Origin of the sequence: Brachybacterium phenoliresistens, from assembly GCF_000576425.1 — a bacterium.
In the GTDB taxonomy this organism is placed as follows: Bacteria; Actinomycetota; Actinomycetes; order Actinomycetales; family Dermabacteraceae; genus Brachybacterium; species Brachybacterium phenoliresistens.
Map to the genome: position 1 here is coordinate 1 of NZ_KK070018.1, position 14,332 is coordinate 14,332.

The 14,332-nt window shown below is 72.9% G+C and carries 6 protein-coding genes; all 6 read right to left on the minus strand.

What is annotated here, in order from left to right:
* A partial coding sequence (locus BF93_RS18600; protein ID WP_038374751.1) for an RDD family protein occupies positions 1–1,320 on the minus strand: 1,320 nt, incomplete at its 3' end.
* Positions 1,317–3,896 (minus strand): transglutaminase-like domain-containing protein, encoded by a 2,580-nt coding sequence (locus BF93_RS18605; protein WP_051487219.1) that lies wholly within the window; start codon positions 3,894–3,896, stop codon positions 1,317–1,319. The genes BF93_RS18605 and BF93_RS18600, both read right to left, overlap by 4 nt.
* Complete coding sequence (locus tag BF93_RS18610; protein ID WP_051487220.1) at positions 3,896–5,167, minus strand: DUF58 domain-containing protein; 1,272 nt, start codon at positions 5,165–5,167, stop codon at positions 3,896–3,898. The genes BF93_RS18605 and BF93_RS18610 overlap by 1 nt, the downstream gene beginning before the upstream one ends.
* Positions 5,164–6,138 (minus strand): AAA family ATPase, encoded by a 975-nt coding sequence (locus tag BF93_RS18615; RefSeq protein ID WP_038374753.1) that lies wholly within the window; start codon positions 6,136–6,138, stop codon positions 5,164–5,166. Before BF93_RS18615 ends, BF93_RS18610 begins: the two co-directional genes overlap by 4 nt.
* Before the next feature lie 58 nt (positions 6,139–6,196).
* Positions 6,197–12,445, minus strand: a complete 6,249-nt coding sequence (locus tag BF93_RS18620; protein WP_038374755.1) for an Ig-like domain-containing protein — start codon at positions 12,443–12,445, stop codon at positions 6,197–6,199.
* A gap of 268 nt (positions 12,446–12,713) precedes the next feature.
* Positions 12,714–13,721, minus strand: coding sequence for a polyprenyl synthetase family protein (locus BF93_RS18625; RefSeq protein WP_038374756.1), 1,008 nt, complete (start codon positions 13,719–13,721; stop codon positions 12,714–12,716).
* Positions 13,722–14,332: the final 611 nt, after the last annotated feature.

The window sequence follows — 14,332 nt, forward strand, 5'->3', positions numbered from 1 at the left end:
GTCCTGCGCGGCGGGCGCCGCGGAGGACCAGGCATCGTGCGCGGGCTCGGCGGCCGCCTGCGGAGCGGGCGCCGGAGCGGGCGCCGGGGCGGGCGGCGCCTCCTCGGCGGGGGCGGGCGGCGCCGGCGCCCACGGGTCCGCAGGCTGCGGGGGTGCCGGGGCCGGGGCCGGGGCCGCGCCCCATGCCGGAGCCGGCTCCGGCGCGGGGGCCGGCGGCGCGGACGGGGCGGAGCCGGACGGGGCCGCGGAGGAGGAGGCGCTGCCGTACGGGCCGGCAGGATCCCAGGCCGAGGGAGTGGGCTGGGCCGGATCCCAGCCGGAGGGCGCCGGGGCCGCGGAGTCCGCCGAGGCTCCCGAGGTCGCGGGATCGGCCGACCACGCGGAACCGGGCTGGGCCATGAGGTTCTCGTGCGCGGTGACCGGGACCGAGCTGCTGGGCATGTAGTGCTCGCTGCTCGGGCGCTGGAAGTCGTCCGGGCGCGGCTGGAAGGGATCGCGGCCGGACTTCACGTCGACGACGACCGAGTCCACGGCCCGGTCGTGGAAGCCGCGCAGCAGCTTGCGGGGGTCCAGGAACAGCGACAGCGCCATCAGGAGCGGGAACACCCCGTAGACGACGGCGCGCCCCAGGGCCCGCAGGAAGCCGATGGGCCTCCCGGTGCTCAGCCGCACCGTCCGCAGGCCGGCGATGAGCTTTCCGGGGGTGAACCCCTTCGCGCCCTGCAGCCACAGCAGCACCACCACGTAGGCGGTCGGCAGGGCGACGCCGATGCCGATGAGGATCTGCGCGAGCAGCGTCGCCTCCTGCTGCACGACGAGCAGGGTGCTGCCGATGATCAGCGGGATCGCGACGATCCCCTGGATGATGCCGTCCACGATCGCGGCCACGAGCCGCTTGCCGGGCGTGGACGGCGCGCAGCCGTCCAGCGGCGCATCGAGCGTGCCGATCCCCGGTGCGGCCTGCGTCGAGGGCGCTCCGGGGGCCGAGGCGTGTCCGGGCACGGGCGGGGGGCCTTGTTCGTCCATTGCTCGATCGTACTGGTCCTGCGGGCGCAGCGTCGTGCCGTCGGGAGCGGGCGCCGGCCCTGTCCCGCGGCCGAGCAGCTCGATCCCCTCGTCGGGGCCCTCGCCCTCCCGCTCGCCTCCCGAGCCGTCGCGCTCGCGCGGGCGCGGGGCCTCGGTCCAGGCGCCGGGGGTGCGCGTGCCGTGCCGCTCGTACGGCGACGGGGCGTAGCGGGTCCCGCACTCCCCGCAGAGCACGGCGCCCGGCGCCAGCAGGGCGGCGCAGCTCTCGCAGTATCGGTTGCCTGGGGCGGTCATCGGTCCTCCTGGGTGCTGCGGGTCGTGCTGGTCGTGCTGGTCGTGCGGGGGATGCGGGTCCGGCCCCGCGGGATCGCCGCGCCGATCCTGTCGAGGAGACGGCCGATGCCGCGGGGCTGCGCCGGCTCGGGGACGCCGCGGCCGCGACGGGCGGCGCGCTGCTCGGCCTGGGCGCGGGAGCTCTCGCGCCGTGCATCCAGGCGCTGCCGGTCCCGGGCTGCGGCGCGGCGCAGGGCTCGGCGGCGGCGGAACGAGCGCAGGGAGAAGCGCCCGCGCAGACGTCGATGCCAGGGGACGGCGGCCAGCAGCGCCGCCCGGGAGTCCATCACCTGGGCCCAGTACTCGTCGACGGCGGCCTGCGGCATCTCCTCGGGTCCGAACACGCCGCGATCGGCGCGCTCGGCCAGCACCGCGATGCCGGCACCGGGCAGCTCGGCCTCGATCTCGGCGGCCAGCTCACGCCGGGTGACCAGGACATCGGCCGGACGGCCCAGGTCGGCGCGGACGTCCAGGAGCTCCTGCCAGCCGCCGTCGATGCGCTCGGCGGCGCTGCCGCGGGTGCGACGGTGCGCGCGCCGGCGCGCCTTGGCCAGGGCGATCGCGGCGAGCAGCGCCCCGAGCAGCAGGAACGGACCGGATCCGGCGGCCGCATAGACGGCCCAGGAGGACGTCTGCGCGGGGTCCTCCTCCTCTCCGGGCGCGTCCTCGCTGGTCGCGCCCGGCGGCGGGCTCGGCGGCTCGGCGGGCGGCGGCGGGGGCTGGGCGACCTGGGGCCGCGGCTTCTCGACCTTGTTCTTCTCCGGCTGGGTGGGCGTGTCGTCCTGCTCGGGGGTCGGGTCGAAGCGGACCCAGCCCTGGCCCTCGTAGGCGACCTCGACCCAGGCGGTGACGTCGTCCCCGGTGATGGTGGCCTCGCCGGCCGAGCCGGCCGGGACCTCGAAGCCCATCACCACCCGGGCGGGGATCCCGACCGAGCGCGCCAGCACCACCGTGAGCGCCGCGTACTGCTCCTGGTCGCCGATGCGGCCCTGGGGCATCGCGGTGACGTCCTCGGCGTCGTAGGAGATCTCCTCGGCGAGCATCGCGTTCAGGCGGCTGGCGCCGTGGCCGGGCAGGGACAGGGTGTCCTCGGGGTCCACGCCGTGGGAGAAGTACCCGGTGGACTGCATGGTGGCCGAGAGGTTCTGCATCTTGGCGTAGTCGTCGTCGGTGTCGCCGACGGCCGCCTCGGCGAGCTCCTTGTACTCCGCCGGCAGGTTCTCGGGAAGCGGCGGCAGGTCGATGTCCGCGAACTCCATCTCGTCCTGCTCCTGCGCCGTGGGGTGGCGGTACGGCTCGTAGACGAGGTCGTAGGACTCCCCCGAGCCCAGCACCGAGGCGTCCACCGCGGTCTGGGAGACCTGGTTGAGGTAGAGGTTCTCGGCGAGGTCCCCGCCCTCCCCCAGCGCGTCGATCCGGTCGGTGCGGGAGCCGAGGGTGGGCATCCACACGCCGCGGTACTCCCCGATCGTGACCGTCGCGGTGCGCGCCGCCGGAGAGGCCTCGTGGAGGTCCACCCCGGTGGCCGTGCGGAGGAAGGCCCCGGAGGGGCCGGTGCGCTCCGTGCTGCTGGCGACGGCGAAGGTCTGCAGGTCGTAGCGGTCGAGGGTGGCCAGGCGCACCAGCTCGCCGTCCTCGACACCGGTGACGGTGAACAGCTCCGCCTCCCGCTGGTGCTTGAGGTAGCCACGGAACTCGGTGAGCGGGGAGACGTACTCGTCCGGGTCGAAGGGCGGGGTCATCGTGTCGCGCAGGGCGAACCGGGCCGTTCCCGGCGGCGGGTCCAGCAGGGCCTGCGCCCCGGCGGTCGCCCCGCAGGCGATGACCAGCACGAGCCCGCCGCCGATCACGCGGCGCCGCAGGACGGGGTTCCGCCACGAGCCCGGACGCACCGTGTCCGAGATGATGGTCGAGCGCGCCGACGCCAACCGGGCGCTCTCGAAGCGCCACGTCAGCCAGGCCAGGGAGATCACGGCGACGCCGATCCCGCGGAGCATCGGCGCGACCGCGGCGGACGTGCCGAAGGCGACCGAGACCAGCAGCAGCGCGAGGGGGAACAGCCAGGCCAGCGCATAGCGGCGGGTGCGCAGCACGATGCTCATGCCCGCCACCGACAGCAGCAGCGTGCTGATCCAGACCACGCCGAGGACGCCGTGCGCGGAGCCGACGGGCGTGGACACCGTCAGCATGGCCTTCCAGGCGGTGATCGGCGCGACGAGCAGCTCGCGCAGCGACGCCAGGGTCGGGATCACGTGGAAGAGCGCGTGGGTGGGTGCGGCGAAGGTCGACCCCAGCAGCAGGTGCAGCACGAGGGTGGCGAGGGTGACCCGCAGGACGCCCCAGCGCCAGCGGGCGCCGACGAGGGCGACGATCGTGCCGACCGCCAGGGCCATCACGCCCGCGAGCAGGTAGTCCGCCCCGCCGTAGGCGTCCTGCAGCCCGAGCACGGCGAGCAGGAAGAGCACCGCCATCACGGCGATGTCCACGGCGCGCGGGCCGTGGCCGCGGGTCTCGAAGAAGGTCGTGTCCTCGCGCATCACGCCACCGCCCGCAGGGCCTTGGGGAGGTCGGCGAGGGTCCCGAGCGTGACCAGCTCGAGGGAGCCGATCGACGAGCGGCGCACCTCGGCGCCCTCCTCGCAGCGGACGGCGACGGCGAGGATCCCGGCGGGCAGCCGGGTCGCGGCGGCGTTGAGCTCGCGCGGGGTCGCCTGGGAGCCGACCACGAGCATCACGGCGGAGGCGTTCGGGGCCAGGTCCGCGGCCTTCTGGCCGAGGTCGTGCAGGCGCGCCCCTCCGCCGATCCGGTCCAGCACCGTGTAGTCGTCCATCATCGGACGGTAGGCGCGGGTGCGCTGGACGGCGTCGACGGTGAAGGCGGTCAGCTCCTTCTCCTCGCGGAAGGTCTGGGCGGAGATGGAGGCTGCCGCGGAGACGGCCAGCTCGAACTCGTCCTCGGAGGCGTAGTCGAGGTGCCGGTTGTCGAGGGCGACGACGATGTGGGAGCGCCGCGTCTCCTCGAACTGGCGGACCATGATCTTGCCGGTGCGGGCGGTGGTGCGCCAGTGCACGTGCCGCCGGTCGTCCCCGGGGGCGTAGTCGCGCAGCGCATGGAAGGCGATGTCGGAGCTGGACAGGTCCGAGGAGGGCGTCCCCTCGAGGTCGCGGAGATAGCCGCTGGCGGCCTCGTCCAGGCGCACCGTCTGCGGATGCACGTACAGCTCCTGCGCCTTCGCCCAGGTCACCTGGCGTCGCATGAGGGAGAGCGGGTCGTCGCGCACCGAGCGCACCGGCCCGACCACGAGCACGGCGCGGCGCCGCGTGGGGACGGCGAACAGCTCCTCGTGCTCGGCATCGGGCTCCAGGCGCGGCACCATGAACTGGGCGGTCGCGCTGCCGACGGCGAGCTCGATGCGCGCCGGGAGGATCCCGCGGCGGCTGGGGTTGCGCACGCTCACCCGGCCCACCGCCCGCGTGCCCACCACGACGCGGTGGGTCTGCAGGTCCAGCGTCACCTCGTAGGAGGAGCGCCCCAGCACGAACAGCGCCGCGACCAGCAGCGGGATGCTCAGGGCGAGCCCGATCGCGGCGAGCTCGGTGACGTGCAGGCCGAGGCCGACGGCCCAGGCGCCGACCGCCGCGGCGAGCACCGCCCACCCGATCGGGGAGACCAGGTCGAGCAGCGGCCGCACCCGGCGGTCGACGACGCCGGCGGCCGCCTGCCGGGCGCGCGCGAGCGCCGAGGGGCCGTCGGCCGCGGGGCCGGAGGGGGCCGACGGGTTCTCCGTCGCGGGGGCCGGCGCGGTCATGCGCTCTGCTGCCGCGCCTGGGGCGGCGCCACCTCGCTCAGGATCCGCGTCATCACCGACCGCGCCGTCGCCCCGGAGAACTCGGCCTCCGGGTCGAGCACGAAGCGGTGCAGCCAGACCGGTCCGACCAGGGACTTGACGTCGTCCGGGGTGACGTAGTGGCGGCCGTGGACGGCGGCCCACACCTTCACCGCGCGCATCAGCGCGAGGGCGCCGCGGATCGACACGCCGACCCGCACCTCGGGGGCCAGGCGGGTCTCCTCCATCAGCCGCGAGACGTACTCGAGCACGGCCGGATCCACGTGGACGGTCGAGGCCAGCTGGGTCATGTCGTCGACGGCCTGCAGCGAGATGCGCGGGACCAGCTGGCGGCTGCGGTCGCGGACCGCGGAGCCCTGCAGGATCTGCACGCTGGTGGCATGGTCCGGGTAGCCCAGGGAGGTCTTCATGAGGAAGCGGTCCAGCTGCGCCTCGGGCAGGCGGTAGGTGCCGGCCTGCTCGATGGGGTTCTGGGTGGCGATCACCAGGAACGGGCTGCCGACCTCGTGGGTCACGCCGTCCACCGTCACGCGGCCCTCCTCCATCACCTCGAGCATCGCCGACTGGGTCTTCGGGGAGGCGCGGTTGATCTCGTCGGCCAGCACGATGTTCGCGAACACCGGGCCGCGGTGGAACTCGAAGGCCTTGGTGTTCTGGTCGTAGATCGTCACGCCCGTGACGTCGGACGGCAGCAGGTCCGGGGTGAACTGGATCCGGGTGCTGGTGCCCTGCACCGTCGCGGCGAGCGCCCGGGCCAGGGAGGTCTTGCCGGTGCCGGGGGCGTCCTCGAGCAGCACGTGGCCGGGGGCGAGCATCGAGGTCAGCACGAGGCGGACGATCTCGTTCTTGCCCATGACCGCCTGGCCGACGCTCTGGACGAGCTTGTCGAAGGTGTCGGCGAACCAGCGGGCCTGTTCGGGGGTCATTGTCACGGTACGGGGTTCCTTGCTTCAGTCGTCCTGCGCGGGGCGGTCCATGCCAGGGCCGCGGTCACCACTTCTTGTCGGGGTGCTCGAAGTTCCCGACCTTCTTCCCGTCCACGAAGACGTCGACGTTCGAGAGCGGGATGCCGTAGTAGAGGTAGCTGTTGTACTGGCCGTGGTAGCTCCAGGTGCCGTCGGCGTTCGGCGTGACCGGGAGCTCGCGTCCGTACCCGGCCCGCTTGAACTCCCACCACCCCTCCGGATCGGCGTTGTTGGTGTACATCGTCAGCGTGTAGGTCCTGTTCGGGTCGAGGTCCTTCAGCGCCACGTCGATCTTCCGGCAGTACACCGGGGAGTCGCAGGTCGGCGGGTTGTTCTCCCGCGCGATCACCGTCATGCCGGCGAACTTCGGCTCGGGAGGCGTATAGGTGCTCGCCTGCCGGGGGCTCTCGACGGTGTCGCTGACCTTGCCCTTGGTGTTCCAGGCGCGGGCCTGGAAGGAGACGTTCTGCCCCGAGGAGGCCGTCTTCTCCACCGGACCGGAGTAGGTCTTCCAGCCCTCCCCGTCGATGTTGTACTCGAGCTTGTCGATCCCGCCGGCACCGCCGTCGCCGTTGGCGGACACCTCGAAGCGCACCGGGCAGGTCTTGCTGCCGGTGCAGGCGGAGGCCGAGGAGCTCACCGTGGGCTTGGCCGGCTTCGTGTACGGCGTCACCGAGTTCGAGGGCTTCGAGAGGTCGCTGAGGCCGCCGGATGCTTCGAACCGGTTCCGGGTCTGCACCGTGAAGGTGTACGCCTTCCCGTTCTGGAGACCGGTGAGGGTGACCGAGGTGCCGTTCTTCACGACCTCCTCGCGCCCGCCGCCGGTGACCACATAGTCCTGGATGGCCGTGCCGTTGCCGTCCGCCGGATCCCAGGAGACGGTGACGGTGCCGTCGGGCCCGTCGTTGGTGCTCTCGTCCATCGTCGCCGAGACGTTCTTCGGCGGCGCGGGCTTGGCCCAGGCGGTGACGGCGTTGGACGCGGCCGAGGCCTGCGTCCCGTCGCCGACGGAGTTCACGCCGACGTAGGTGAACGTGTACTCGGTATCGGGATCGAGGTTCGTGAAGCTCGTGGAGCGGGCGTCGCCGCCGTCCACGCGCTTGCGGGTGCCGTCGGAGGCGGTGACCACGAAGCCGGTGATCGGCTCGCCGTTCGCCTCGTCCGTGCTCATCCCCGGCCAGGAGACGTCGATTCTGCCGCTGCCGGAGCGCTCCGCCGACGGGGTCCCCTTCGGCTTCTTCGGCTTCCCCGCCGGGTGCTCGGCCGATGACCAGTCGGACCAGTCGGAGGCGTCCTCGGCGGAGTTGTGGGCGCGCACGCGGAACATGTAGTTCGTGCCGTTGCTGAGCTCGCCCCACACCAGCGAGGTCTCCCCCGCCGACAGCCCCGTGCGGGTCTCTCCCATCTGCCCCGATCCCGTCCGGATCTGCAGGTCGTAGCCCTCGATCGCGGAACCGCGGTTGACCGGTGCCCGCCAGGCGACGGTGAGCTCGCCGTCGCCGCGGGTCGCCCTCGGCGCGTCCGGCTTGTCGGGGCGCACATCGGGCCGGGCGGTCGCCGACGGGGCGGAGGGGTCCGAGGGGCCCACGCGGTTGGTCGCCACGACCTGGAAGGTGTATTCGGTGTCGTTCTCGAGGCCGTCGACGGTGCAGATCGTGGACGTGCAGGCCCGGTCGACGCCGGGGCCGCTCGCGCTGGAGACCGTGTAGGAGGTGACCTCTGCGCCGTTGTCCGCCCGCGGGACGAAGTCCAGCTTCACGAACCCGTCGCCGGTCTCGAGGATGCGCGGCGCCGAGGGCGCCTCGGGCTTGCCGATCACGTTGACCTGCAGCGTCCCCGTGACCCGGCGATCGGGATCGCCGGTGGCGTCCTGGACCGTGTAGGTGATGGTCGCGATCCCATGGAACTCGGGATCGGCGGTGACGGTCACGGCCTCCCCGGCGATCTCGGCCTGGACCTCGGCCGTGTTGGTCCCGACGCCGGTGATGGTGCGCGGCTCGCCCGGGAACGGGTTCGAGGCGTTCTCGAGCACCGGGTAGGTGCCGCTGCGTCCGGCGTCGAGCTCCTCCTCCGCCAGGACCGTGGCGATCAGCGGCTTCGAGGAGCCCTGCACGCTGACCTGCACGATCGCGGTGGCCGGAGGGTTCGTGCCGTCGCTCGCGCTGACCTCGACGTCGACGATGGTGCCCTTGGGGACGGCCTTGTCCGCCTGCGCGGTGAGCGTGGACCCGTCCAGGGTCACCCGGACGCCGGAGACCGTGGCGGACTCGCCGAGGGCGAAGGTCAGCGCCTCCTCCTCCGGATCGGCGGCCAGGCTCGCGAGGTCCAGGGTCGTGGCGGCCGCGCCCTGCTCGGTGCGCAGCACGGTGCCCTGCATCGTCGGTGGGAGGTTCACGTCGTCGGCCAGCACCGTGATCGGGATCGTCAGCGTGGAGGTCGCGGCCGTCGCGTCCCCGGGCGCGCCGTCGGTGACGGGGACCGTGATGGTGTCGGGCCCGGCATAGCCCTCCTGCGGGCGATACAGCAGGTGGGTGCCGTCCACCGCGATCTCCGAGCCGTCGGAGTGGTTCGCGCTCACCGCGTCGGGGTCGGAGATCGTCACGTTCTCGGCGCCGGGCCGCACCCGCACGAGCTTCGGGTCGGTCAGGTCGATGGCCAGCTCGGCGTTGTGGCCGACCTCCAGGGTCCCTCCGGTCCAGACGGGCTGCTGCTTGGCGGTGCCCGGCACCCAGATGTACCCGGAGGCCTTCTGGTCGTCCATATCGGTGACCGTGTACCGGATCCGCTGCTGCTCCTCCTGCGGGGTGATGCGGACCAGCCCCTTCTCGTCGGCGGTCACCCCTTCGGGGCTGCCCTCGAGCGCGAAGCCGAGGTCCAGCGCGCTGCCGTCGGGATCGAAGTCGTTGGCCAGGGCGTCGACCTCCACGGTCTCCGCCTCGGGATCCAGCACGTCGGCGGCGTCGACGAAGTCGTCCACGGCCACCGGCGCCCGCAGCGGCGCCTCGCCGTCGACCTTGACGATGGCGGTGGCCGGGGTCGAGGCGATCCCGTCGGAGGCCGCGTAGGTCACCTGGTAGGTGCCGGGCTCCGGCGGGGTCCGCACCGTCACGTAGGGAGAGGACTCCCCCGGCGCGGGCTCGATGAGCTCCAGCCCCTCCTGCGCCTGGACCGCGCTGCGGTCGATCGACAGCGGCGCCCCCTCGGGGTCGGAGTCGTTCTCCAGCACCGGGATCTGCACGATCCGGTCCGGGCGCACCTCGACGGTGTCGTCCACGGCGGCCGGAGGCAGGTTCACGGCGGCCGGCTCGGCGATCCCCACCGAGATCTCCCCGGTGCCGATGGCGCCCTGGCGGTCCATCACCTGGTACCGGAAGGTGTCCGTCCCGTGCTGACCGGGGGCGGGGGTGTACTCGAGCCACTGGCCGGTGGACTCGGTGATCGTGCCCAGCTGCGGGGTGGGGCTCGAGATGCCCATCAGCAGCACCGAGTCGCCCTCGTCGTCGACACCGCTGGTCGGCACCGGGATCCGCACCGGGGTGCCGGCGACGGTGCGCGCCTCGATGTTCGGGGGGCGCGGCGGATCGTTGCTGCCGTCGGCGGGGACGATCCGGAGCGTGACCGTCGCCGCGTCCTCGCGGCCCGTCTCGTCGATCACGGTGTACTCGAAGCTGACCTCGCCGCTGGCATCCGGGGCGGCCGTGAAGCGGACGGCGTCCTGGACCACCTCGAGGGTCCCCGAGGACGCCACGGCGGAGGGATCGGACACCTCCTTCACGTGCAGCGGGGAACCCGTCGGCGAGGAGTCGTTGGCCAGGACGTCGAGGCTGATCACGTCGCCGGCGCGGACGACGCCGGAGTCCGCGACCGCGATCGGGATGGCGAACTGCGTGTCGCTGTGGACGACCATCGCGCGCACGGTCCCGGTGGCGCTGTCGGTGCCGTTGGCGACCTCGTAGGTGATCGGCACGGGCTCGGTCCCCGCCTCGCTGCCGGGCTCGGCCTCGATCCGCAGCAGGTGGTGGTCGAGGATCGTCGCCTTCAGCCCGCTCTGGGGCGGCACCTCGACGGAGTTGAGGACCAGCACCCCGCCGGAGGGGTCGACGTCGTTCTCGAGCGGGTCCACGAGCGTGGACCGGCCCGTGGTCACCATGGCCATGTCGTCCACGGCGACCGGCTTCAGCGCCTCCTCGGTGGGCGCGGACACGTCCACCCGGATGAGGCTGGTGGCGGTCTGCGCCCCGGAGCCGACGGTGTACTCGACGTAGAAGGAGCCCTCCGTCTCGCCCCGGACCGTCACGGTGCCGGAGTGGGCGTCCATCGTCACGTCGAGACCCTCCGGCTGCGAGGGCGTCACCCCCAGCAGCTCGAGGTCGCCGCCGTTGGGGTTCACGTCGTTCAGCAGCGGTTTGAGCGTGACCGACCGTCCCGCGGCGATGCGCGCATGGTCGGCGGTCACCAGCGGCGGCAGCTCGTCGTCCGTCACCGATTCGACGATCAGGGTGCCCTCGCCGGTCTCGCCGTGCTCGTCGACGAAGGACAGCGAGACGGTCTTCTCCCCCGGGCTCTTGCCGGCGTCGTTGACGGTGATCAGCCCATCGGCCGTGAAGGTGACGGTGTCCTCCGGGTCCATGGTCGCGTTGGAGAGGTAGAAGGCATCGCCCTCGTCGTCCTGGTAGTACGGGAGGATGTTGAAGGACACGGACTGCCCGGACCGGACCTGGATCTTCGTGGCGGCGACGTCCTCGTCGGCCGGTCGCGGACCGGTGTTGGTCGACTCCGGCTGCACGGTGAGGTCCACGGCGGCGGTGGCCTTCCCGCCGCGCCCGTCGTCGACCTCGTAGGTGAAGCTCGCGGCGCCCGTCGCGTCCTCGTCGACGGTCACCTGCAGCTGCGTGCCCCCGCGGATGGGAGTGACCGTGCCGATGCCCGGCTGGTCGCCCACGACCTTCGCGGTGAGGAGGTCGCCGTCGGGATCGGTGTCGTTGCGCACGACGGGCAGCACGATGTTGCCGCCCGCCCGCACGCCGAAGGCATCGGGGTTGGCCGTCGGGGGCTGGTTCTCCTCGCTGCGCTCGGCGTCGACGTTGGTGATCTTGGAGGTGAGCGTCTCCTCGTCCTCCTGCTGCTGCTTGTCCGTCTCGATGTCCTGGGTGAACTCCCAGTCGTCGACGAGCTGCATCTCGTCCTGGATCTTCCAGGACTTGCCGGAGCTGCGATCGTTGAGGACCACGAGGCCCTGGTTGACCCGCAGGGTCAGGTTCGCGTCCTCGTCGGCCCCCTCGATCCGCGTCCCGCTGGTCTCGCCGTCGCCCGCACAGGCGCGCAGCGCCGTGTTGGCGCCCTTCCAGGCCCCGTATGCGCACCCGGAGATCTGGACGGGGACGACCGGCTTCCCGGTACCTCCGGACGGGTGCGCTGCGGCATCGGCCCCGTCCAGCGGGACCTCCACCAGCGCCGAGCTGGTGGCCAGGACGACGATCCCCTCCGCGGAGGCATCGCCGGGCTGCTGCAGCCTCGCGCTGGAGGCGTCGATGCCCTGGGCGTTGAGGTCGTACTCCCTGCCCTTCATGCCGATGCGCAGCAGGCTCGCGGAACGGTCGAGGATCACCGGCTCCTGCCCGACGATGGTCAGCTCGAGGGACTCCTCGTCGTCGCTGAGCCCCGCGATGTCCACGGGGGCGTCCTTGGCGGGCTTGGTGGTGTCCTCCGCGCGGGGGAAGCGCATCAGGCTGCCGCCGTCCAGGACGAAGACCGTCCCGTCGGTGCCGACGGTGACGACGGGACGATGCCCGCTCGCGGTGTAGACGGGATCGGGCGCGGTCGCGGGGCTGAACGCGGCCGCCTGCTGGGGGGTCAGGATCCATACCCGGCCGTCTCCCGCGGCGATCGTGACGCGGTCCCCGCCGAGGCCCACACGGGAGTCCACCGGCAGCTCGACCGCGGAGAGCGTCTCGACCCCGGCGGTGTTGACGGGCTTGTATCCGCGGTCGCTCATGACCAGGACGTGGTAGCCGGACTGGAGGACGTCGATGGCGTCGCCGGGTGTCGCCAGACGGGCGTCGAGCTCCTCCGCGTCGACGTTGATGCGGCCGATCATCCCGTCGGCGTCGTTGGTGACCCATACCCCGCCGTCGTTCACCTCGACCTCCGAGGAGGAGAGCCCGTCGTAGGCGACGGCGAACCCGGTGATCACGAGGGCGGCGACGGCGAGCACGGCCGCAGAGACGGCGCTGGTCCGCCGGCGGCGCCTGCGGACTCCGGTCGTGACGGACATGCGGTCGTACCCCTATCGATTCACCGGGACGGATGCCGTGGAGGACGGCTGGTGCCCTCCGGCGCACGACGCGGTCGCACGGGCGGCCCCATCCCGGCCAGGCCTCCCCGCGAGACCTGGGTCCCGTCTGCACAACGCCTCACAGACTACTAGGAGCCCGGGGAGGGAGCCACGACTGGGGACGAAGCGTGGTACGAATGGCATCGCCGGGTGCCGCTGCGGCCCGGCCAGGGGCCGGCGGGCGTGGATCGCCGCCGGCGTCCGATGCTCAGCGCTGGCGGTCGACCATCGAGGCGGTGAAGGCGTGCAGCGCATCGCGCACCGGGGACGCCGGGAGCTCGTCGAGGATCGCCTCGGCCTCGGCGGACATCCGCTGCGCCAGCTCGCGGGTGCGCTCGAGGGCGGGGTCGCCGCGCAGGAGCTCCACGAGCTCGGCCAGCGACTCGTCGCTCGTGAGGTCGCCCTCGAGCCGATCGATGATCTCCTGGGTGCGCGCGTCCGGGGATTCGGCGTGGCGCTGGCGCACCAGCAGGGTGGGCATGGTGGGGACGCCTTCGCGCAGGTCCGTGCCGGGGGTCTTGCCGCTGGAGCCGGCGGACACCGCGAGGTCCAGCACGTCGTCGGCGAGCTGGAAGGCGACGCCGACCTTCTCGCCGTAGCGGGTCAGGACGTCCGCGCTGTGCTCTCCGGCGCCGGACAGGGACGCCCCTAGGCGACCGGCCACGGCGATGAGGGAGGCGGTCTTGTCCGCGAGCACGGAGAGGTAGTGGTCGAAGGGGTCCTCGTCGGGCTTGGGGCCGACGGTCTCGTGCAGCTGACCGAGGCAGAGCCGCTCGAAGGTCTCGGCGTGCCAGCGCACCGCGTCCAGGCCGAGGGAGGAGCTCAGCGCGCTCGCACGGGCGAACAGGAAGTCCCCGGTGAGGATGGCGACGGAGTTGTTCCACACCTGATGTGCGGCCTTGGCCCCGCGGCGGGTGACCGCCGAGTCCATCACGTCGTCGTGGTACAGGCTGGCGAGGTGGGTGAGCTCGACGAGGACGGCCGCATCGAGCACCTCCTCGCGGGTGACGTCCCCGAGGGAGGCGGCGAGGAGCACCAGCATGGGGCGCACGCGCTTGCCGCCGGCGTCCATCAGGTAGCGGCCGGTCCACTGGACCATGTCGTCCGAGGTCGCGACGCTGTCGCGGAGACGCTGCTCCACCTCGACGAGTCGATCGGCGACGGACTGCGCCAGATCCTCGTCGATGTCGGGAACCGCCGACAGCGTGGTACGCATCGTTCTCCTCTTCTCCGCCAGGAGCGCCGTCTCCGGCGCGCGGCGCGCGTCAGCACGCCGGGCGCCAGTCTACCGACCCCCCGGGGATCGGGACGGGACGGAAGTCCCTCACAGTGGCGGACCTGACGACCCGCGCTCCCGTCCGCACGCGGAGCCGGCGCCGTCCGGCGAGAGCACGGCCGGCAGCGCGGCTCCCGGACACGTTCTCTCCCCCCTCCCCCGGCGGGGCACACCTCGTGCGAGGGGCACGCCTGATGACCCGTCCGGCGCGCGCAGGCACGACGAGCGTCGGCAGCGCAGGAACGATCTGCTGCGCCCTCCGGATGGCTGATCGATCGCGGGCCCTTTCGACACGGCGACACCTCATGAGGCCGGGGGTCGATCACCCGGCACCAGGTGCCGGCGCCGTGTCCCCGGGCGAGAAGCACAGCCCGCTGCCGCGGCCGCTTCCGCTTCTCTGCGCACCCCGCGCTGACGAGCGCAGACGCGATAGGCCGGCAGACGGCTACGGCTCCCACTCCCCGCACCAGGCGCCCTGGAACGCGAAAAGCCCCGCTGCACGACCGGCAGCAGGGCAAAAAACGAAACGGGACGGGGAATGACGAAGCGGG